This window comes from Pseudomonas sp. MM211 (assembly GCF_020386635.1).
GTDB lineage: Bacteria > Pseudomonadota > Gammaproteobacteria > Pseudomonadales > Pseudomonadaceae > Aquipseudomonas.
Map to the genome: position 1 here is coordinate 2,597,152 of NZ_CP081942.1, position 20,466 is coordinate 2,617,617.

Annotated in this window: 24 protein-coding genes; 17 read left to right on the top strand and 7 right to left on the bottom strand. The window is 60.6% G+C overall.

The annotated features are described in order from the left end of the window. Window positions 1-11 precede the first annotated feature (11 nt). The 3 genes from K5Q02_RS11875 to K5Q02_RS11885 all read left to right on the top strand — a co-directional run bounded on the left by K5Q02_RS11875 (window position 12) and on the right by K5Q02_RS11885 (window position 3,192). Window positions 12-659: a malonate decarboxylase holo-ACP synthase gene (locus tag K5Q02_RS11875; RefSeq protein ID WP_225839441.1), complete on the top strand. Its 648-nt coding sequence runs from the start codon at window positions 12-14 to the stop codon at window positions 657-659. Further along, a complete protein-coding gene (gene mdcH, locus K5Q02_RS11880; RefSeq protein WP_225839443.1) occupies window positions 656-1,591 on the top strand; it encodes a malonate decarboxylase subunit epsilon in 936 nt (311 codons plus the stop codon). The genes K5Q02_RS11875 and mdcH overlap by 4 nt, the downstream gene beginning before the upstream one ends. Window positions 1,592-1,845: 254 nt before the next feature. Beyond that, a complete protein-coding gene (locus tag K5Q02_RS11885; protein ID WP_225839445.1) occupies window positions 1,846-3,192 on the top strand; it encodes an SLC13 family permease in 1,347 nt (448 codons plus the stop codon). A gap of 15 nt (window positions 3,193-3,207) precedes the next feature. Here the strand turns inward: K5Q02_RS11885 and K5Q02_RS11890 are convergent, their stop codons facing one another. Together K5Q02_RS11890 and K5Q02_RS11895 are read right to left on the bottom strand one after the other, a co-directional pair. Beyond that, on the bottom strand, window positions 3,208-4,125 hold the full coding sequence (locus K5Q02_RS11890) for a LysR family transcriptional regulator (protein ID WP_225839447.1): 918 nt from the start codon (window positions 4,123-4,125) through the stop codon (window positions 3,208-3,210). Window positions 4,126-4,194: 69 nt separating this feature from the next. Continuing rightward, window positions 4,195-4,506, bottom strand: coding sequence for an I78 family peptidase inhibitor (locus tag K5Q02_RS11895; protein WP_225839449.1), 312 nt, complete (start codon window positions 4,504-4,506; stop codon window positions 4,195-4,197). Between the two features lie 214 nt (window positions 4,507-4,720). Here K5Q02_RS11895 and K5Q02_RS11900 point away from each other — a divergent pair, with 214 nt between their 5' ends. The 5 genes from K5Q02_RS11900 to K5Q02_RS11920 all read left to right on the top strand — a co-directional run bounded on the left by K5Q02_RS11900 (window position 4,721) and on the right by K5Q02_RS11920 (window position 7,939). Further along, complete coding sequence (locus K5Q02_RS11900) at window positions 4,721-5,647, top strand: ABC transporter ATP-binding protein (protein ID WP_225839671.1); 927 nt, start codon at window positions 4,721-4,723, stop codon at window positions 5,645-5,647. Further along, entirely contained in the window at window positions 5,644-6,405 is a 762-nt protein-coding gene (locus tag K5Q02_RS11905) for an ABC transporter permease (protein WP_225839451.1), read from the top strand. Before K5Q02_RS11900 ends, K5Q02_RS11905 begins: the two co-directional genes overlap by 4 nt. Window positions 6,406-6,598: 193 nt before the next feature. After that, entirely contained in the window at window positions 6,599-7,201 is a 603-nt protein-coding gene (locus K5Q02_RS11910) for a CoA pyrophosphatase (RefSeq protein ID WP_225839453.1), read from the top strand. 22 nt (window positions 7,202-7,223) lie between these two features. After that, complete coding sequence (locus K5Q02_RS11915; protein ID WP_225839455.1) at window positions 7,224-7,748, top strand: gamma carbonic anhydrase family protein; 525 nt, start codon at window positions 7,224-7,226, stop codon at window positions 7,746-7,748. Then, window positions 7,748-7,939 (top strand): DUF1289 domain-containing protein, encoded by a 192-nt coding sequence (locus tag K5Q02_RS11920; protein WP_225839457.1) that lies wholly within the window; start codon window positions 7,748-7,750, stop codon window positions 7,937-7,939. The genes K5Q02_RS11915 and K5Q02_RS11920 overlap by 1 nt, the downstream gene beginning before the upstream one ends. 50 nt (window positions 7,940-7,989) lie before the next feature. On the opposite strand, the gene K5Q02_RS11925 is transcribed toward K5Q02_RS11920, so the two are convergent. Next, window positions 7,990-8,661 (bottom strand): COG3650 family protein, encoded by a 672-nt coding sequence (locus K5Q02_RS11925; RefSeq protein ID WP_225839466.1) that lies wholly within the window; start codon window positions 8,659-8,661, stop codon window positions 7,990-7,992. Window positions 8,662-8,726: 65 nt separating this feature from the next. Here K5Q02_RS11925 and K5Q02_RS11930 point away from each other — a divergent pair, with 65 nt between their 5' ends. Next, window positions 8,727-9,122, top strand: coding sequence for a DUF488 domain-containing protein (locus tag K5Q02_RS11930; RefSeq protein WP_225839468.1), 396 nt, complete (start codon window positions 8,727-8,729; stop codon window positions 9,120-9,122). Between the two features lie 2 nt (window positions 9,123-9,124). Here the strand turns inward: K5Q02_RS11930 and K5Q02_RS11935 are convergent, their stop codons facing one another. The 3 genes from K5Q02_RS11935 to K5Q02_RS11945 form a co-directional block, all read right to left on the bottom strand. After that, window positions 9,125-9,439 carry an NIPSNAP family protein gene (locus K5Q02_RS11935; protein ID WP_225839470.1) on the bottom strand — a complete coding sequence of 105 codons (315 nt, stop codon included), beginning with the start codon at window positions 9,437-9,439 and terminating at the stop codon, window positions 9,125-9,127. A 71-nt stretch (window positions 9,440-9,510) separates the two neighbouring features. Further along, complete coding sequence (locus K5Q02_RS11940; RefSeq protein WP_225839471.1) at window positions 9,511-9,822, bottom strand: putative quinol monooxygenase; 312 nt, start codon at window positions 9,820-9,822, stop codon at window positions 9,511-9,513. A gap of 61 nt (window positions 9,823-9,883) precedes the next feature. Next, window positions 9,884-10,759: a LysR family transcriptional regulator gene (locus K5Q02_RS11945; RefSeq protein WP_225839480.1), complete on the bottom strand. Its 876-nt coding sequence runs from the start codon at window positions 10,757-10,759 to the stop codon at window positions 9,884-9,886. Between the two features lie 88 nt (window positions 10,760-10,847). On the opposite strand from K5Q02_RS11945, the gene K5Q02_RS11950 reads away from it, so the two are divergent. From K5Q02_RS11950 to K5Q02_RS11970, 5 genes are all read left to right on the top strand, one after another. Further along, window positions 10,848-11,312 carry a multidrug/biocide efflux PACE transporter gene (locus K5Q02_RS11950; protein WP_225839482.1) on the top strand — a complete coding sequence of 155 codons (465 nt, stop codon included), beginning with the start codon at window positions 10,848-10,850 and terminating at the stop codon, window positions 11,310-11,312. 118 nt (window positions 11,313-11,430) lie between these two features. Then, entirely contained in the window at window positions 11,431-11,967 is a 537-nt protein-coding gene (locus tag K5Q02_RS11955; RefSeq protein WP_225839484.1) for a sugar ABC transporter ATPase, read from the top strand. 254 nt (window positions 11,968-12,221) lie between these two features. Further along, window positions 12,222-13,691: an IMP dehydrogenase gene (gene guaB, locus K5Q02_RS11960; protein ID WP_225839496.1), complete on the top strand. Its 1,470-nt coding sequence runs from the start codon at window positions 12,222-12,224 to the stop codon at window positions 13,689-13,691. Between the two features lie 78 nt (window positions 13,692-13,769). Then, window positions 13,770-15,347, top strand: coding sequence for a glutamine-hydrolyzing GMP synthase (gene guaA, locus K5Q02_RS11965; protein ID WP_225839499.1), 1,578 nt, complete (start codon window positions 13,770-13,772; stop codon window positions 15,345-15,347). 624 nt (window positions 15,348-15,971) lie between these two features. After that, the gene (locus K5Q02_RS11970; RefSeq protein WP_225839502.1) at window positions 15,972-16,544 is read left to right on the top strand and encodes a hypothetical protein; all 573 of its coding nucleotides are present in this window, start codon (window positions 15,972-15,974) and stop codon (window positions 16,542-16,544) included. Between the two features lie 52 nt (window positions 16,545-16,596). On the opposite strand, the gene K5Q02_RS11975 is transcribed toward K5Q02_RS11970, so the two are convergent. Further along, complete coding sequence (locus tag K5Q02_RS11975; protein WP_225839505.1) at window positions 16,597-17,781, bottom strand: hypothetical protein; 1,185 nt, start codon at window positions 17,779-17,781, stop codon at window positions 16,597-16,599. A 475-nt stretch (window positions 17,782-18,256) separates the two neighbouring features. Between K5Q02_RS11975 and K5Q02_RS11980 the strand changes: the two genes are divergently transcribed. The 3 genes from K5Q02_RS11980 to K5Q02_RS11990 are packed head-to-tail and all read left to right on the top strand — an operon-like array spanning window position 18,257 to window position 19,998. Then, window positions 18,257-18,430: a hypothetical protein gene (locus K5Q02_RS11980; RefSeq protein WP_156152632.1), complete on the top strand. Its 174-nt coding sequence runs from the start codon at window positions 18,257-18,259 to the stop codon at window positions 18,428-18,430. Between the two features lies 1 nt (window position 18,431). Then, entirely contained in the window at window positions 18,432-19,550 is a 1,119-nt protein-coding gene (locus K5Q02_RS11985; RefSeq protein WP_042552001.1) for a hypothetical protein, read from the top strand. Window positions 19,551-19,554: 4 nt separating this feature from the next. Further along, window positions 19,555-19,998: a hypothetical protein gene (locus K5Q02_RS11990; RefSeq protein WP_042552000.1), complete on the top strand. Its 444-nt coding sequence runs from the start codon at window positions 19,555-19,557 to the stop codon at window positions 19,996-19,998. The last annotated feature ends 468 nt before the right edge of the window (window positions 19,999-20,466 follow it).

The following is a 20,466-nucleotide window of genomic DNA, read 5'->3' on the forward strand; positions in this document are numbered from 1 at the left end:
AGGAGTCTCTGATGATCAATGAAGCGTCGATGGTGCCCAACCCCCATGATTTGCTGTGGGGCTTTGCTGTCGCACAGTTGCCACTGGACGCTCCGGCCTGGGTACGTGGCGCCTTGGGGCGCCACGCTCCGGTGGTGGTGCGCCGTGCCTTGGCCGAGCCAGGCTGGGTGGCCGTAGGCGTTCGCGGCAGAACCCGGGAAGAGCGTTTCGCTACCTGGATGCGCCTTGGCGACGTGCGCCGACGCGTCAGCCCTGAAGGCGTCGCGCGTACCGGTCGTTGGATGCGCCATGCCAACGGCGCCTGGCCGGCACTGCGTGCGTTGGCCTGGCTCGCGCCACAGCTCGACCGTACCGGCCTACGCTGGGGCGTGACCGGAAGCCTTGGCTTCGAACTGGCCAGCGGGCTGTCCGCCGCCCACCCGGCCAGCGACCTGGATCTGCTGATACGCGCCACCCAGCCAGTATCCCGTGCGGGGGCCGAACAACTTTGCAGGCTGATCGACCGGGCCCCGGGCAGCATCGACGTGCAGCTGGAAACCCCTTACGGTGCGCTGGCCTTGCGTGAGTGGGCCAGTGGCGCGGCAAGGGTTCTGCTCAAGAGCAATGCCGGGCCGCTGTTGGTCAGTGATCCCTGGGCTGCAGAGCGATCCGTGGCATGAGTACGCTCTGGGCATTCCCCGGCCAGGGCGCTCAGCAGCCCGGCATGTTGCATGACTTGCCGGCTGAGCCCGCCGTTCAGTCTTGCCTGGAGGAAGCCGAAGCAGTGCTTGGCGAGACGCTCTCCGACCTGGATTGTGCCGAGGCCTTGCGGGGCACCCGCGCCGTGCAACTGTGCCTGCTGATTGCCGGCGTGGCCGGCGCCCGCTTGCTGAAGGCACGGGGTCTGGCGGCTGACTATGTCGCCGGGCTGTCCATCGGGGCCTACGCCGCTGCGGTAGTCGCCGATGCACTGAGTTTTGCCGATGCGCTGCGTCTGGTCGCTCTGCGTGGCCAGTTGATGCAACAAGCCTATCCCCAGGGCTACGGCATGACGGCGATTCTCGGCCTCGACCTGAACCGTATCGAGCGCTTGCTGACAGAGGTGAACGGGCCGGAGTCACCGGTGTTCCTGGCCAATATCAATGCTGAAAACCAGTTGGTGATCGCTGGCAGTCATGCCGCGATGCAGGCCGTGGGCGAGCGTGCCCGGGCTGCCGGTGCGGGCGCGGTGAAAACCCTGGCAGTCAGTGTTCCCTCACATTGCGCGCTGCTCACCGAGCCCGCCGCACGCTTGGGCGAAGCGTTCGCCGATGTCACCCTGCGGCGTCCCGCTGTCCGCTACCTGAGTGGCAGCAGCGCGCGGCTGCTGAGCGAGCCAGATGCGCTGCGCGACGACCTGGCCAACAACATGTGCCGGATCGTGGATTGGTCCGGCACTCTGCAAACGGCTTTCGAGCGGGGCGTTCGCCTGCACCTCGAACTGCCTCCCGGCAACATTCTGAGCGGGCTGGCCCGGCGCGTCTTCGAGCCGGGCATGGCCGTCGCCTTTCAGGGGGCTCGCCTGGATACGCTGGACGCCCTGCTGCGTCAGGAGGTGAACCGCAGCCGATAGCAACGTCGATTACCGAAGCACAAGAACAATAACTTCGATGCGTCAACGAGGATAAAAACAATGGTCATCTACGGTGTAGCTCTACTTGCCATCTGTACACCTGGCCGGTGTCATCACGCTGGAGGGCGTCCTGGAATGGGGGCAGGCGGCCTGGGTGCGCGCATGAGCGGGCGCGCAGGATCGCACAGCCAGGCGGTACCCATGGATGGCGGGTCGCCATCGGATGAAGCGAACCAGGTGTCTGGGGAGGGCGTATGAGTCCGGAAATTGCAACGATCATCGGTCTGGTGATCATGTTCATCGTGGCCACGGCCCTGCCCATCAATATGGGCGCCGTCGGCTTTGCACTGGCGTTCATCGTCGGCGGCATCTGGGTCGGCATGGGTGGCAAGGAGGTTCTTGGAGGGTTCCCCGCCGATCTGTTCCTGACCCTGGTCGGTATCACCTATCTGTTCGCCATCGCCCAGAAGAACGGCACCATCGACCTGTTGGTGCATTGGGCGGTGAAGGCGGTGCGAGGGCACATCGTGGCCATTCCATGGGTGATGTTCATTGTCACCGGCGTGCTTACCGCCTTTGGCGCACTGGGCCCGGCGGCGGTCGCGATCATCGGCCCGGTAGCGTTGCGATTTGCCAAGCAGTACCAGATCAATCCGTTGATGATGGGCCTGCTGGTGATCCACGGCGCGCAGGCAGGCGGGTTCTCGCCGATCAGCGTGTATGGCGGCATCACCAATCAGGTGGTGCAAAAGGCAGGGCTGGAGGTCACGGAAATGGCCGTTTTCCTCACCAGTCTCGGCTTCAACCTGCTGATGGCGTTCATCTGCTTCTTCGCCTTCGGCGGCATCGCATTGCTGCGCCGCGGCCGTGCTGTGGCCGATGAGCCGTTGATCGCCGGCGTGCAGGCGTCGTCGCGGCAGTTCGCTATCGAGGGCCATGGTGCGGTGGTCAGTGCCGGTGGTGGCACCCTGTCCAATGATCCGCAGGCGCTGGACGAAGTACGCATCAACCGTGATCACCTGATCACGCTGGTCGGTCTGTTGGGCCTGGGTATCGCTGCACTGGCGTATGACCTCAACGTGGGCCTGGTGGCGATCACCGTCGCCGTCGCCATCGCGATAATCTCGCCGTCCGCGCAAAAGGGCGCGGTGGACGGCATCAGCTGGTCCACGGTACTGCTGATCAGCGGCGTGGTGACCTATGTCGCCGTGCTGCAGAAGGCCGGTGCGGTCGACTTCGTCGGCCATGGCGTCAGTGCCATTGGCATTCCGCTCCTGGGTGCACTGCTGGTCTGCTATGTCGGTGGCATTGTCTCCGCTTTCGCTTCTTCGGCGGCCGTACTGGGTGCCACGATCCCGCTGGCGGTACCGTTCCTGATGCAGGGCCAGCTCAGCGCGGCGGGCGTGATCTGTGCGCTGGCGGTGTCCTCCACGGTGGTGGACGTCAGCCCGTTCTCCACCAATGGCGCGTTGGTGGTGGCTTCGGCGGCGAAGGAAGAACGCGAAGCGTTGTTCCGTCGTTTCCTCGTCTATAGCGGGCTGGTGGTGGCCTTCGATCCGCTGTTGGCCTGGCTACTGTTCGTCGTGCCGGGCTGGATGTAACCCACCGGTTTGACCTCAGGCATTCAGCCCGAGGCTGTACATGCGGCACTCGGCAAGGAGCGCGAGCAAGTTGGGATCGCGCTCCTTGGCTTTCAGGAACACCACGCCGATATGCTGCTGCAGGTGATATTTGGCCTGCAGCGGAATCAGCTTCACGCGGTTCTCGTAGACTGCCGCGATGCGCCCGGGCAGCAGTGCGTAACCCACGCCGGAACTGACCATGCTGAGCAGGGTGAAGATGTCGTTCACCTGCATGGCCACGTTGGGTTCGAACCCCGCCTGTTGAAAGACCCGCACACCATCCTGGTGAGTGGCAAAACCCTGGGTCAGGGTGATGAAGGTGGATTCGCGCAGATCAGCCAGATCCACTTCGGCCTGCTCGGCGAAGGGTGAGTCGACCGGTACGGCTAGGAAAATATCATCGGAAAATAGCGGCAACTGCTCGCAGTCGGAGGGCGGGTCGCAATCATTCAGGGCGACCAGCGTCGCGTCTAACTCCATGTTCTTGAGCTTGTACATCAGGTCGATGTTGGAGCCCAGGATCAGGTCGATATTCAACTCGCTGCGCCGTATCTTCAGGCCCATGATCAACTGCGGCACGGTTTTTACCGTCAGCGAATACAGTGAGCCGAGCTTGAAACGTTCTGCCGAGAACCCAGCGGCTTCTCGGGTCAGGCGCACTGTGTCGACGACGTCCTGTACCAGTTTCTGAGCCTTTTCCTCGAGCACGTAAGCGCTTTCCAGAGGAATCAGGTTACGCCCTTCATGTTTGAAGAGCGGGCAGCGCAAGGCGCTTTCCAGCGAATGAATGGCGCGGTGGACGCTGACATTACTGGTGCCCAAGTCATTGGCCGCCCGGGAGAGGTTGCCGCTACGCATGAAGGCCAGAAAAATTTCCAGCTTCTTCAGCGTCAGTTCTTCATCTATCTGCATGGGCCAGATCCGATCCTTGGCGGGGGAGGTGGCCCGATTGTGCCGCAGATTAGTAGGCGCTGCGTGCTCTTAACCGCAGGCGATGCGTTCGATCACTTCTGCTTCGGTAATGTCGATGTTCAGGCGCTGGGAATCGTATTCCAGGGTCACCATGTCGCCAGGCGAGAGTACCCGTGCGGTGCGTGCCCCGGACTGCTGGCGCGCCTGTTCGACGATTTCGGCGGTGGCCTCCTGGCCGAGCAGGCCCTGGGCGGCTGCGGCACTGCAGGTGCCATCGCTATGGGCGGGTTTCGAGGCCTGGGTGGGCGCTGTGTCGGTCGAACTGCAGCCGGCGAGCACGGCGAGCAGAGCAGCGCCGCCAATCAGGTGTTTGAAAGCCATTGCATGATCCTTGTATCTGAAGGGTTCATTGTGAAGTGCGGGAGTGTGCCTTTTATCGGACTGCCTTGTCGTGCCCGTGTTCCGAATTCAGCCCATCCGGGCACTGTTGAGGTGCATTAAACTCCAGTGATTACGCTTGCGCCGCCGAGTGGGGCAGCGGTGCTTGTAGCATTTCTTTACAATGGCCGACTGTTTTCAGGATCAAGGCAATGCCGTGCAACCGGTCATTTCTATTCAGCAGTTGAACAAAACCTATGCGTCCGGCCATCCGGCGCTGAAATCCATCGATCTGGACATCCACAAGGGCGAGATCTTCGCGCTGCTGGGCCCCAATGGCGCTGGCAAGACCACGTTGATCAGCATCATCTGCGGCATCGTCAACCCCGGCAGCGGGTCGGTGACGGTTGGTGGCCACGACATCCTGCGCGATTACCGGGCGGCCCGCTCGAAGATCGGCCTGGTGCCCCAGGAGCTGTTCAACGAAGGGTTCGAGAGTGTCTGGGCGGCAGTGCGTTTCAGCCGTGGCCTGTTCGGCAAGGCGCCAGACAACGCGTATCTGGAGCAACTGCTGCGCGACCTGTCGCTGTGGGACAAGAAGGATGCACGCATCTTCGAACTGTCCGGTGGCATGAAGCGCCGGGTGATGATCGCCAAGGCGCTGTCCCACGAACCGGAAATCCTCTTCCTCGACGAGCCGACCGCCGGGGTCGATGTCGAGCTGCGCCGCAACATGTGGGAAATGGTGCGCAAGCTGCGCGAGCGCGGCGTGACCATCATCCTCACCACTCACTACATCGAGGAGGCCGAGGAGATGGCCGATCGCATTGGCGTGATCCGCAAGGGCGAGATCATTCTGGTGCAGGACAAGGACACCCTGATGCGCCAGCTCGGCAAGAAACAGCTGACCCTGCACCTGCAGCAGCCGTTGAGCGAACTGCCGCCCGCGCTGCAGCGTTATGACCTGCAATTGCGCGACGACGGCTATGAGCTGGTCTACAGCTTCGACGGCCAGCAGGAGGACACCGGCATCGCCGCATTGCTGCAGGCGTTGGCGCAGCACGGCATCGCCTTCAAGGATCTGCAGTCGAGCGAGAGTTCGCTGGAGGACATATTCGTCAGTCTGGTGAGGGATCGGACATGAATTTCTACGCGATCCGCGCCATCTACCTGTTCGAGCTGGCCCGTACCTGGCGCACCTTGCTGCAGAGCATCGCCACCCCGGTGATCACCACCTCGCTGTACTTCGTGGTGTTCGGCTCGGCCATCGGTTCGAGCATGACCCAGGTGCACGGCGTCAGTTACGGTGCCTTCATCATCCCCGGCCTGATCATGCTGGCGCTGCTGACCGAGAGCATCTCCAATGCTTCGTTCGGCATCTACATGCCCAAGTATTCGGGCACCATCTACGAGGTGCTGTCGGCGCCGATTTCCTACCTGGAAATTCTCCTCGGCTACGTGGGCGCGGCGGCCACCAAGTCAATCGTGCTCGGCCTGATCATCCTCGCCACAGCGCGGCTGTTCGTCGATTTCGAGATTCTCCATCCGTTCTGGATGCTCGCCTTCCTGGTGCTCACGGCGCTGACCTTCAGCCTGTTCGGCTTCATCATCGGCGTGTGGGCCGACGGCTGGGAGAAGCTGCAGATCGTTCCGGCGCTGATCGTCACGCCACTGACCTTTCTCGGTGGCAGCTTCTACTCGATCAGCATGCTGCCACCGGTATGGCAGACGGTGACCCTGTTCAACCCGGTGGTCTACCTGATCAGTGCGTTCCGCTGGAGCTTCTATGGCGTATCCGACGTCAACGTGCTGGTCAGCCTGGGGATGATTCTCGGCTTTCTGCTGGTGTGCATCCTTACCGTTGGCTGGATCTTTAAAACCGGCTATCGCCTGAAAAGCTGAAAAAACTGCTGCGCGTCGGCCCTGCTGCGTTAAAAACAGGCTCGAAATGCTCATGTACAAAAGTACATTCCGCTTTCTCGCCTGTTTTTGCCTTGCATGATCCTAGCTCACGAGTTTTTCGTAGGGTGTGAAAGGGTGGGTTCCAGGCTTTTTTCATGCCATTATCCGGCGCAGAAGAATTCCGAGAATGGTCATGCTGGACGAGTTACTCCAACGCGTTCGAGGCTACAGCCCGCACTTCATGGAAGCCCAGGAGGGTTTTCCCGAGGCTGCGGTGCTGGTGCCCATCACCCGCAGCGACGAGCCCGAAGTGGTGCTCACCCTGCGCGCCAGTGGTCTGTCCACCCACGGCGGCGAAGTCGCCTTTCCCGGTGGCCGCCGCGACCCGGAAGACCGCGACCTGATCGACACCGCCCTGCGCGAGGCCGAGGAAGAGATCGGCCTGCCGCCCGGGCTGGTGGAGATCGTCGGGCCGCTTAGTACGCTGGTCTCCAGGCACGGCATTCAGGTCACACCCTATGTCGGGATAGTGCCTGACTTCGTCGACTACCAGGCCAACGATGGCGAGATCGCTGCGGTGTTTTCCGTGCCACTGGCGTTCTTTCGCAACGACCCCCGCGAGGTCACCCATCGTATCGATTATCTCGGGCACAGCTGGTACGTGCCGAGTTATCGCTATGGCGAGTACAAGATCTGGGGGCTGACGGCGATCATGCTGGTGGAACTGGTCAATCTGGTTTACGACGCTGGCATCGACATGCAGCGCCCGCCCGAGCATTACATTCACCTCAAGTGAGCCCTGCTCCGAGACCTCTGCCATGAAATACCGTCTGGGCAACGCCCGCGTCGAACAGCACCCGCAAAGCTGGATCGCTCCCAATGCCACGGTGATAGGCAACGTGCGCCTCGATGAAGGCGCCAGCGTGTGGTTCGGCGCCGTACTGCGTGGCGACAACGAGCTGATTCATATCGGCGAGAACAGCAATGTGCAGGACGGCGCGGTGATGCACACCGATCTCGGCTCGCCGCTGACCTTGGGCAAGGGCGTGACCGTCGGTCATAACGCCATGCTGCATGGCTGTACGGTTGGCGATTACAGCCTGGTCGGTATCAATGCCGTGGTGCTCAACGGTGCGCGCATCGGCAAGCATTGCATCATTGGCGCCAATGCGCTGATCGCCGAGGGCAAGGAAATTCCCGATGGTTCGCTGGTGGTGGGCTCGCCGGGCAAGGTGGTGCGTGAGCTCACCGAACAGCAGAGGAAACTGATCGAAGCCGGCGCCGCGCATTATGTGCAGAACGCACGGCGCTACGCCGCCGAGCTGGCCGAGCAGGAAGACTGATGCAAACCGTCGAACGTCCTGTCGCCTCGCCCTGCGTGCATGTCTGTGCACTGGACGAGGAGGACATCTGCATCGGTTGCCAGCGCAACGTCGACGAGATCACCCGCTGGAGCCGCATGGAAAACACCGAGCGCCGTCAGGTGCTGCAGCTGTGCCATGAGCGTGCCAAAGACAAAGGCATCCTGCTCTAGCGGGATGCGCCGCCCGATTGCGACACATCCCGTGCCAGCAGTGACTGTGATCAGTCGTTACGCGCTCCGCCGAATGCCGCGCAGCCGCGCATCAGCTTGCCATTGAGGCGCAGCTCGGCGCTCAGATGCTGTACCGCGCCGCTCATGGTGTTGACGCAACGCTGCGGCGCGATCCACAGCTCGACGCGTTGGCCATTGGCTTCGCTGGTCAGGTTGGTGCGACCATCGGGCAGCTGCTCTTCCATGTAGGGCAGTGCCAGGGGCTCGTGATCCGGGCCGCTGAGTACCATGCCCTGATTGCTCACGGTCACGCTCCAGAACGGCTCCTGGCCGCTGGCGCGCAGCAGTGTGCGCTTGAAGTTGGGGTCGTCGCAGCCGTGGCCCTCACCCTGCAGCCGATAGACGCGGCTCAGCTCGAAGCCGCCGTCGGCGCCGCTGACCTTGGTCGGCCCCATCTGCCCGCGCAGGTCGGCGAACAGAGCCGAATGGCCATCGCCGAGCAGCTCGCTGCTGTCCTGGGTGATGCCGGTATTGCCTTCGCTGATCGCGAAGCGGCGTGGATCCTCGCATGGTTTGAACCACAGTTGATCGGCTTCACGGGTCAGTTCGCCCTGCAGGCGTGTCTGTGATTTTTCCGGATCCACGGGTTTGCCCGTATACACCGCGCAACTGGCGAACAGTGGCAGCAGGGTGAACACTAGGTGTTTAAGGCTGATAGGCATGTGGCTCTCCGTTTGCGAGCGGCCACGTTACCGAGGCCGCCTGGCAATCTCAAGGGACGCTGACGATGATCCGTTGCAAACGCGTTTACGAACTAGAGGAGGAGGGTGACGGCTACCGGGTGCTGGTCGACCGCCTATGGCCACGAGGTTGCCGCAAGGATGTACTGCCACATGATCAATGGCTGCGTGACGTGGCACCGTCAGCGCAGTTGCGCCGTAGCTTCGCGCATCAGGTCGAGGCGTACGAGACGTTTCGCGATGCCTATCGCCGCGAGCTGGCCGCTCACCCTGAGTTCTGGCAGGGGCTGCTGGCCCGCGCCGCAGAGGGAAACCTGACCTTGCTGTACGCCGCACGGGATACCGAGCATAACAACGCCAAGGTGCTGCAAGATTTTCTCGAGGATGAGCTGGAGCGGCGAGGGGACAGCAGCTCACCGGTTTGTTACGCCGGTGAGTTCTGACGTTATCGAGGCGCTATGCCCACTGGGCGCATGAAGCTGCGCTCGTAACTGATGATGCAGCGGTTCTGCTGGGCATAGGCGAAGGCTTCCAGGCACTCGGCATCCTGCATTGAACGCTCACGGTACTCCTCGTAGGCGGCCAGGCTGGGGAAGCTGAACAGCGCCAGGGCCACGTTGTTGCTGCCTTCCGAGGGCAGGAAGTAGCCGTGATGCTGGCCGCCGAATTTCTCCACCAGCGGTATCCACAGCTTGGCGTAGTGCTCGAATTCGGCCAGTTGGTAAGGGTCGATGATGTAGCGCAGGTAACAGGTGATCATGGGTGTCTCCTTGACGGGTTGCGCAGCATATCAGGCTGGTTGCAGGCTTCCAGATGGGCACAGCTTTCAGGTCAGCGCTCGGTTTTGCTGCCTGGTTCGGCAAAGGTGTCCATCAACAGAAAGGTGCCAGGCTGGCGCTGGTAACTGTCGATTTTCGGTACCAGCGTCCTGAAATGTTCGGTTCTACAGTGCACGTCCAACGCGGCCTTGTCCGGCCAGGTTTCGATAAAAACGAAGTGTCCTGGATCCTTTTGGTCGATATGCAAATCGTAAGACAGGCAAAGGGGTTCTTCGCGTGTTTTGCGAACCAGTTCGGCGTACAGCGGCAGTACGTCGGCGATGTGTTCAACGTTGATGAAATCCTGGGCTATGACCGTGAGCATGGCGATGGGCTCTTGTTGGTAAGTGAGTGCGTGCGAGGTGTTTCGTGGCGCGATAGAGCATTCAGTTGCTCAGTAACCGCTCCAGCAACCAGGCCGCTGCCGGGCCCAGCGGCCGTTCCCGCGACCACACCACGTCCACCGAAACCTGCTTGGGCCAGCCGTTGATGGCCAGTTCCTGCAGGCGGTCGCCGCCATGGCCGATCACCAACTGGCGAGGCAGGGCAGCCCAGCCAAAGCCCAGCGTGGCCATCTCCAGTAGCAGCAGGTAGTCCGGCGCCGACCAGCAGCGCCCGCCACTGCCCGGCAGATCGTCCAGTTCTTCCTCCTGCTTCGCCACAGTGCTCAGGCGCAGTACGCGCCAGTGGGCCAGATCATCCGCAGTGACTCGTGGCAGTTGGCTGAGCGGATGCCCTCTGGCGACGAACAGGCCGAAGTCTGCACAATCGGCCAGGCTGGCGTGGGCCAGTTCCGGCGGGTAGCTGGGCTGGGCAGCGAGCAGGCCAAGATTGACCCGGCCCTGGCCGACCAAGTCGAGAACATCAGCGTGCTCGGCGAAAAAACACTCGAACTCCAGATCCGGGTAGCGCTGATCGAGCTCCACTAGGCGAGCCTGATATTGGCTGGCCTGGTAGGCATCTGACAAAACCAGCGTCAGCTTGGGCTCCAGGCCTGCAGCCAATTGCCCAGCTTGACGCAGCAAGCGGTCGGAAGCTGCCAGCACATCCTGTACGCGGCTAAGCAGACTACAGCCCGCCTCGGTCAAGGTGAGCTTGCGTGCGCCACGCTCGAATAGGCTGACGTTGAGGTCGATTTCCAGTCGTGCAATGGATTCGCTGACCGTCGATTGGCTTTTGCCCAGGCGCCTGGCCGCCGCGCTGAACGAGCCGGTGGCGGCCGCCTGGGCGAACGCCTGGAGAGATTCGGGAGAGAGGTTCATATCGGTTTTGCCGATGGCTGGCAACTTTGCTCTGGCTGTTTTTCCGATGAGGATAGCGCCATCGACGTTACCTTGCGAGTCATCAGAAATGAGTCAGTCCAATCATATCGCCCGCCGCTCTTTTAAGGAGCGCGTGCTGCATGCAACCCTGTTCGAAGTGATCGCCGTGGTGGTGTGCGCACCGCTGCTGGCCTGGGCCATGGGCAAGTCCCTGGCGCACATGGGCGCCCTGACGCTGATGTTCTCGGCCATCGCCATGCTCTGGAACATGATCTTCAACGTGATGTTCGACGCCGCCCAGCGCCGCATGGGCTTCGAGCGCGGCCTGTGGGCACGAATCAGCCACGCCTTGCTGTTCGAGGCAGGCCTGATTCTGGTGCTGGTGCCGCTGGCGGCCTGGTGGCTGTCGATCAGCCTGGTGGCGGCATTCTTCCTGGATATCGGCCTGATCCTGTTCTTCCTGCCCTACACCCTGGGCTACAACCTGGCCTACGACAACCTGCGCGAGCGCTACTTTCAACGCCGCCAGGCCAGCGAACTGGCCTGCCGCTAACCGCCGCTTTCCCTACGGCCTGCCACGTTGCAGGCCGTCGGCCCAGCGTCATGCGGCTTGTGATCCGCTGCCGGCAACCCCTAAGCTTCGCGGTTTAAGGTTCCCGGAAGGCAAGGGCATGGCAACTCAGAGTATCGTCGTTCCGCGGATTTCCAACTTCCCCGGCCATGAGCGCAAGGCGCAGCAGATCCTTCGCTGGCTGGCCAAGCGCGATATCGTCGAGGCACTGCCAACCACCTGCGGGCGTAGTGGCATGGCCTACGCCATCGCGCCAGGGGCGAGCAGAGTGGTCGAGTTCGCCGAGCGGCTGCCATTTGGTCAGCCCGTCAATGGGCTGGAAGTCATCTACCGGCGCTGCATCTATACGCCCGTCGATGATTTTCTCGAAGAAGCCGGTTGCCCAGAGTGCCGCAAGGAGGTCGGCGAGGCGCTGTTCGAAAGCCTGGACGAATGGACGCCGGGGGAAACCGATAACTTCACGTGCCCCGAATGCAGGCACGAAGACGACATCAACGGTTTTCTGTTCCTGCAGCCCTGCGGCTTTTCCAATCTGGGCTTTATCTTCAATGGCTGGGCGGATGCACGGTTCACGCCGGCCTTTCTCGAAGAGTTCGCCGAGCGGCTGGGGTATCCGGTTGCGGCGGTGCAGGCCTGAGAGCGGCGATTGCAAGTAGTTGCGCGTGACCTGCTGGCGCTCAGTCCAGCCTGCGGCGTGGTGCCGCGATAGAAAGGGGTGCTCTTCCCTGAGCCTGAATAGATCAGGCTGCGGGAATTCTCATCGGTTCCCCGCCAGCTGAGAATCATTGATATTAATTGCCGAACGGTCGATATCCATTCTTTACATTGAGTGACAGGGGCTGACTCGGTATAATGGCGCGCTTCCAATTTTCCCGTCTGGGAGCCCCCGCCATGCTGCGTATCAGTCAAGAAGCTCTTACCTTCGACGACGTTTTACTTATCCCCGGTTTCTCCGATGTTCTGCCGAAGGACGTCAGCCTCAAGACTCGCCTTACCCGCGGCATCGAGCTGAATATTCCGCTGCTGTCCGCAGCAATGGATACCGTGACCGAAGCCCGCCTGGCCATCGCTATGGCGCAGGAAGGTGGCATCGGCATCATCCACAAGAACATGACCATCGAGCAGCAAGCTGCCGAAGTGCGCAAGGTCAAGAAGTTCGAAGCCGGTGTGGTCAAGGATCCGATTACCATCGAAGCCGACGCCACCGTACGTGACCTGTTCGAACTGACGCGCCAGAACAACATCTCTGGCGTACCCGTGCTGAGCAATGGCGAGCTGGTCGGTATCGTCACCTCCCGTGACGTGCGTTTCGAAAACCGCCTGGATGCGACCGTCCGTGAAGTGATGACGCCCAAAGAGCGTCTCGTCACGGTCAAGGAAGGTGCTGCCAAGGACGTCGTTCGCGATCTGCTGCACAAGCACCGTATCGAGAAAGTCCTGATCGTCGACGATGCCTTCACCCTCAAGGGCATGATGACCGTCAAGGACATCGAAAAAGCCAAGGCCTACCCGCTGGCCAGCAAGGATGACCAGGGTCGTCTGCGCGTGGGTGCTGCTGTCGGTACTGGCGCCGACACCGGTGACCGCGTTGCCGCGTTGGCCAATGCCGGCGTCGACGTGATCATCGTCGACACCGCTCACGGCCACTCCAAGGGCGTGATCGAGCGCGTGCGCTGGGTCAAGCAGAACTTCCCGGACATCCAGGTGATCGGCGGCAACATCGCCACCGGCGCCGCCGCACTGGCACTGGCCGAAGCAGGTGCTGATGCAGTCAAGGTCGGCATCGGCCCTGGCTCGATCTGCACCACTCGTATCGTCGCTGGTGTTGGCGTGCCGCAGATCTCCGCAGTGGCCAACGTTGCCGCCGCGCTGGAAGGCAGTGGCATTCCGTTGATCGCCGATGGCGGTATCCGTTTCTCCGGTGACCTGTCCAAGGCCATCGTTGCCGGTGCTTCCTGCGTGATGATCGGCTCCATGCTGGCCGGTACCGAAGAGGCTCCGGGCGAGATCGAACTGTTCCAGGGCCGCTCCTACAAGGCCTACCGTGGCATGGGCTCGCTGGGCGCCATGTCCCAGGCTCAGGGCTCCTCGGATCGCTACTTCCAGGACTCCGCTGCCGGTGCCGAGAAGCTGGTGCCTGAAGGCATCGAAGGCCGCGTGGCCTACAAGGGCGCCATGGGCTCCATCGTCCATCAGCTGATGGGCGGCCTGCGTGCCTCCATGGGTTACACCGGTTGCGCGACCATCGAAGAGATGCGCACCAAGCCTGAGTTCGTCCGTATCACTGGTGCCGGCATGGCTGAATCTCACGTCCACGACGTGCAGATCACCAAAGAAGCGCCGAACTACCGGGTAGGTTGATGCTTCGGTAATACCTGTAAGCGGGGCTGTTATCGACAGCCCCGCGTTGTTTCTGCTTACCACTGACGAGAACTAGTCATGGCCCTCGACATTCACGCTCACCGCATCCTGATCCTCGATTTCGGTTCCCAGTACACCCAACTGATCGCTCGCCGCGTGCGCGAGATCGGCGTGTATTGCGAACTGCACCCGTTCGACATGGACGATGACGCGATTCGCGAATTCGCACCGCGCGGTGTCATCCTCGCCGGTGGCCCGGAGTCGGTACACGAAGCCAACAGCCCGCGTTGCCCGCAAGCGGTATTCGACCTCGGCGTGCCGGTATTCGGCATCTGCTACGGCATGCAGACTATGGCGGAGCAGCTTGGCGGCCGAGTGGCCGGTTCCGACCTGCGCGAGTTCGGTTACGCCCGCGTCGATGTGGTCGGCAAGAGCCGCATCCTCGACGGCATCGAAGACCATGTCGACGCCGATGGCGTATTCGGCCTGGACGTGTGGATGAGCCACGGCGACAAGGTCACCGAGATCCCGGCTGGTTTCCACGTGCTGGCCAGCACGCCGAGCTGCCCGATTGCCGGCATGTTCGACGATGCGCGCGGTTACTACGGCGTGCAGTTCCACCCGGAAGTCACCCACACCAAGCAGGGCGAACGCATTCTGTCGCGTTTCATCATCGACATCTGCGGATGTGAAGCCCTGTGGACGCCGTCGAAGATCGCCGAAGACGCCATCGCCCAGGTGCGCGCTCAGGTTGGCGATGCCAACGTGTTGCTCGGCCTGTCCGGCGGTGTGGACTCCTCGGTGGTCGCGGCGCTGCTGCACAAGGCCATCGGCGATCAGCTGACCTGCGTATTCGTCGACAATGGCCTGCTGCGCCTGCACGAAGGTGAGCAGGTGATGGCCATGTTCGCCGAGAACATGGGCGTCAAGGTGATCCGCGCCAACGCTGAAGCGCAGTTCCTCGACAACCTGGCCGGCGAAGCCGACCCGGAGAAGAAGCGCAAGATCATCGGCCGTACCTTCATCGACGTGTTCGATGCCCAGGCCAGCCAACTCGACAACATCCAGTTCCTGGCGCAAGGCACCATCTATCCGGACGTGATCGAGTCCGCTGGCGCCAAGAGCGGCAAGGCCCATGTGATCAAGTCGCATCACAACGTCGGCGGCCTGCCCGAGGAAATGAACCTCAAGCTGGTCGAGCCGCTGCGCGAGCTGTTCAAGGACGAAGTGCGTCGCCTCGGCCTCGAACTGGGCCTGCCGTACGACATGGTCTACCGTCACCCATTCCCGGGCCCGGGCCTGGGCGTGCGTATCCTTGGTGAAGTGAAGAAGGAGTACGCCGACCTGCTGCGTCGTGCCGACCACATCTTCATCGAAGAACTGCGCAAGGCCGACTGGTACCACAAGGTCAGCCAGGCGTTCGTGGTGTTCCAGCCGGTGAAATCGGTCGGTGTGGTCGGTGACGGCCGCCGTTACGCCTGGGTCGTGGCCCTGCGTGCGGTGGAAACCATCGACTTCATGACCGCTCGCTGGGCGCACCTGCCGTACGAACTGCTGGAAACCGTCAGCGGTCGCATCATCAACGAGATCGACGGCATCTCCCGCGTCACCTATGACGTGTCGAGTAAGCCGCCAGCGACCATTGAGTGGGAATGACCCCGCGTCCGGTGTAAGCCGGTAGTAAGTGGTCAGGAAAACCAAAAGCCCGCGTAATTGCGGGCTTTTTGCGTCTGATATTCTCGTAGCCCTAGTAAGTCAAAAGGCAACCGCCAATCTCGTAGGGATCATCACCGTGGAAGATAGGAAGCACCTGATTAACGCCATGACGGACACTCTGATGATTGCGATGTATCAGGCCGAAACGAGCGTGGCCAAGTGCCCGGATCTCAACAGCTGCATTGGGCAGAGTGTCAGAGCAATGGAGGAAAATAAATCTGTCCCCTTTTTTCTGGGGTGCTTCCTACTCTGACCCCTGCTTTGGAGAGCCAGTGATCGCAGCACACCAGTAGTAGCGAACAGCAACCCTCGCTGGTCACGTCAAGCGGGGACATATCCATCAAATTCCCAGTCCATCACTTCAGCCAAGTTACGGGTACTCCCATGGGGCACAGCCGCGCGCACAAGCTCGGCTGTGTGCACTGCCCACTACACTGGCTACGCTGCTGGTCGCCGGCCACCCGTGCTTGCCGCTAATAGGGCATTCCAGCAGAATGTACCGAAGCCACACGACGGCCAGCAGGTCGTTCCCACATGTGCAGACCGCCTCGAGAGAACGCCGACATGAAACTCCGCCCCCGCATCGCCGCATGCATGCTTGCACTGCTTCCTACGGCCTTGATGGCGCAGGTACCAACGGAACTGTTGGGTGGTGGCAATTCGGCGAATGATGGGAAAATGGCAAACACGCCGTTCTACAAAGGCAAGGAAGGCATTTGGGTGCTGTCGCACAAGGCGGTGAACGATGGCTACCAGTGCTCCGTAGGTTTCATCACCGAGACGGCCTCGCTGAAAATTGCAGATCCGTGGGATGCCGACATGGCCAAAAAAGGCGACGGGATGCTGTGGTTCAACAGCAAGGACATTCCCCAGGTAAAAGCCCCTAAGACCGTAAGAGTCACATTCGGCAATGGGCTAGGCAATGCTGATGTCGGGGCCTACCAGATACCCGGCAGTGACGGCCAGGGAGGGGGTTTCATCCTGTCGCTCAAGTTTGACTCGGTTCTGAAGGATAAAAGCGACACTGCCCACTACACCATCGGCATGGATGGCAAGTCCATGGTCGATATAAAACCCATTGCCGTGCAGGCCGCCTATAGGCGTTTGAAGGAATGCATGGCGGTGCGGGTAAAGTAAGCCCCCGGACGACAGCTCCGGGGCAGTACGTTACACCGCCTTACCGTGCCGTCTATTGGCCGGGCGCGTTCATGATGTCGGCGCAGGCATGCATGCCGCGGGTATCCCCTGCAGAGTCAGCCGTCACCCGGACATCGGCAACCTTGTATACGTTGTCCGACTCGTCCGGCATCAGGACATAGCGCACGTTGCAATACTGCCAACCGCCCGCCGTGCCCATTGGGGCGCCATTGAAAGCATTCACCCACTGCACCTGGTTGTCGTACGAACTGCCGTAGGAAAGAAAGCGCATCCCACCGGCATCATTGATTGCCGGCGGCCCGTTCGCCACGACCACATCGTGTTCTGTCTTCCCCACCCACAGCTGGACCAGCGTTGACTCGGCCCGCGACAGCTTGCGCTTGCCGCGCAATTGCGCAGCCTTGGTGGTAAAGGAAAGTTCTCCGCCAAGCTTCTTGAGCGTTGCATTGGTCTCATCTGCTTCACGGTCAACTCTCGACTTGAGCTCGGCCATGTTTCGTTTGAGTCCGGCGATTTCATCCGGCGTCATTTCCCGCGCGGCTACCGAGGGTGGACGTACCGCGTCCTTCCAGATGTGCTTCCAGGTGAAATCCGCCGCATCCTCACCAGTACCTATCGGAACCGCGCCCAAAACATGGATGCCCAGCCCTTCCATATTTTTTGCAAGCAGTTCGTTATTGATGGAGCGGTCCGGGTTACCCGACGCCTGCAGTGCGCTCGAGAAAGCATCCGGCTGACAGGCAATGCGATAGGCCTGCAGCAAGGTGTAGCTCGAGGTCGTCTGCCAATCCGTGGGTTGTGTTGCATCGTACCTGTCCTTCTTCCGGGACCAGGTTCCACCTCCATTGGAACGGAACCTGATGGTGTCTACCTCCGGCAAGGATGCAAGTTTGATCTCGACATCTTTCGGAACCCGCACATTGCTTCCGTTCAAGTCCGGCATGATCATGCGATTCATGTTGGGGCATTCGAATTGCGCCGCCATGACCGTCCAATGAGGCTTGTCCGCCGCCTCGTAGACCAGTTCCAGCTCCATCCCTCGGATCAGCGTTTGGGAGAATGCACTGCCACCCAGTCTGGCGATATCCTCCGCATTGGCATACACGATCACGCGGTTGGGCGATTCACCCTGCATGTCGATGATGTACTTGTTCGCCAGTACCGGGCTGGCCATCGCCAATATGGCCAGCCCGCAAAACATTTCTCGAATTTTCACTGAAGGATCCTTTGTTGCCATCCACAGCGCAGCGCATGGCCGGCTATGACCTTGAGATGGTTCGATCTTAGAGCCGCTCGGTTCGGCTAACAAGCCGAGGTATAACCGGACCCAACGTGGTGCAGAGCGTGCGCTGCGACGGATGTTCGTTTTGGGTCGATAGCAGTCGCCGGTGACGAGGGGCAACTACCGGCCAAGAGCAGATGTAGATGACAGGCCGCTATCGGCCAAAAGCTGCCGGTCGCCAATAGGCCGGTTTCCGCCTGTGGCCAGCGGGTCGGGGTTGGCCTATAGCGGTCAATGCTAGCCGCAGCCCCCATTTTGCTCGCAGTATGCTCTGTACCTTGTAAGGGCGGTCAATTCCATTTGTTGTCGGACGGATCCGCTGCCCTTTTTCAGCTAGATTCACGAAGCTAATAACTGCCTGCCACATCAGCTTGCCCTAGATGACGAATGTCTATCTACAGCTGAGTGGATGAAGGATGCGTTCGACACACCGGCTAAGGTTAACCAGCGCAAGACGTGGGTTATTGAGGCTTGCCTGCAGGCGATCAAGCCGTTCCCGAGCGCGGGTTTTGATTGCAAGAAAGATATTTCCTTTAAAGTGCTTTCCGAGGTCATTGACCCGTTGACGACTAAGGGCAAATAAAATGGCAGTAGGTATCCCCGCGAAAAAAGCGACCTTTCGCTTTGCGCAGAAATTCAACGGTGTGGTATCCACCGCTATTGGTGGTGATCAACTGTATGTGCTGTACAGCAGTAAAGACGCCGAGGGTGAGCGTTACTTCAAGGCTTTTGACCTGCCTCGGTACAACGGCCTAGAGGACGATGTGCCGGCACGTCTGAGCCGCAAGTCGGAGCCACGCTGGCGCCCGATGTTTCTGAAGAGTGGCTTGTTGTATGTCTATGGGGAATCCCCCGAACTGATCGATGTGACTGACTGGCAGCCGCGTTACAGCGAGCATGAAGCGGTCGCCAACCCTGAATGGGCAATCGACGGCCGCTTTGTCTACGACGGCAAACGGATTTACCGCGCTTTTGGCTGGAATGACTACAGCCGTGGCCTGGATATCGTCGAGAACGGCAAGGTGGTCGATCATGTTGACATCGATATCCAGTATTTCATGCCGGCCGCTGACGGCCTGATTTACGGAGTACGACTGTCTGCTCCGGTTTTCTGTGTGTACTCACTCACTGAAAAAACCGTGAAGCTCGAAATTCCTCTGGACCGTTTCGAGTTTGCGCCTGGCGTTACCCTGGCTCCGACTTCGCGTGACGGCGACACGCTCTACGTGCTGGCAGGTGATCATGTACTGGTCATTGATTTGACCTCTTTCACCCTCGTCGGCGAGTTTGCTTACTTCAATACCGCGTTCATGCAAACGCTACTGGCTGGCATGAAGTACAAAAATCAGGCATTTCCGCGCTACATCAGCGCCCGTGGCGGCACCGTCCTCTTGAGTAACGTCAACAGCAGCGGCTTCGTACTCTGCTTATCCACGGTTGATGGAGTCCAGCTTTGGGCACGCAAAAGCAACGATGAAATGCTCGCCGCGAATACCGATGGCGACCTTGTGTTCGGTCTGGAGGAGCGCCGACCCCGCGCCTGGGACAAGTACACCGGCGCGGAGGTTTGGCAGGCATCGGCCGGGACCATTGCCAATACCATCGAGGTGAGTGGCGACTGGGTGGTCTACCACCAGCCTGCCGGCGATATTCAGTGCTTCACCTGGAAAAAGCCCTATTCGTCACCTCATCGTCGGGGTTGAGGGGATGTCCAACGTCGTCACGCCGTTGTTGAAAGCCGCCACCTGGCAAGAGCAGGCCAATGAGCATGGTCTGCTTCTTTCGCCGTTGTCTGTGTCGGTATCGCCCGCCCAGGCGCCGTTGCTGGCGTATGCCATCGATCAGGGCGAAACCGTGGCGTATGTGTCGGCCAGTGAGGTGGATGTCGCGCAGCGGGCAGACTTTCATCAGTCTGCGCTGGCGGCTTTACGCCAGCGCCTGAGCCAGCTGGATTGGGTGCCTGTCGCCGAGCATGAGCACACGCTGATACTGGCGGGCGATTTCAATGCCGCCGAAGGCCTGCTGCTGCCAGAGCGCCTGCAGGAAGCACAAGCCTTGCTTGGCGCCACGGCGTTGCTGGCGTGTACGCCCAAGCGCGGTGTGTTGCTGGTGGGCGCTTATGAGACCGACAATAAAGCGGGTGTCGTGTAGAGGCTAAAAGGATTATGTCGCTGGGTTTGAAAGTTGCAGCGACTGGCCAGCCGTTTATATCCATTGGAATTGACCAGCACGCTTTGCTCCCTCGACAGGCAGGAGTCGGCCAGAAGCGGCCCTTCGCTGTGGCTTGAAACTGGCGAAAAGAGGACGGTCTCACCGCCGTTGGGGACCATCTTGAGGCTTGAGGATCTCTGGAAATGGGGGGCGATTCATTCAGATGATATGCCAGAGATAAGAACGTGAGAGATCTTGGTCACGATGAGGCAGTGGCAGAGGCTTTTCAGGCTGGCCCGTCGATGCCATCGTATTGCTTGCCGAAGTCTGCGCTGAGGGAGCAGCTTTTGAGCTTGCCGTGCTGATGCGTCTCCTTTCTGCTGCATGTATCTTGGCGACGTTAGCCCTCAGAAGTGATTTTTATCCTTCAGGGTATTTTTCATGGTTTTGAAAAAATTAGTTCCTTGA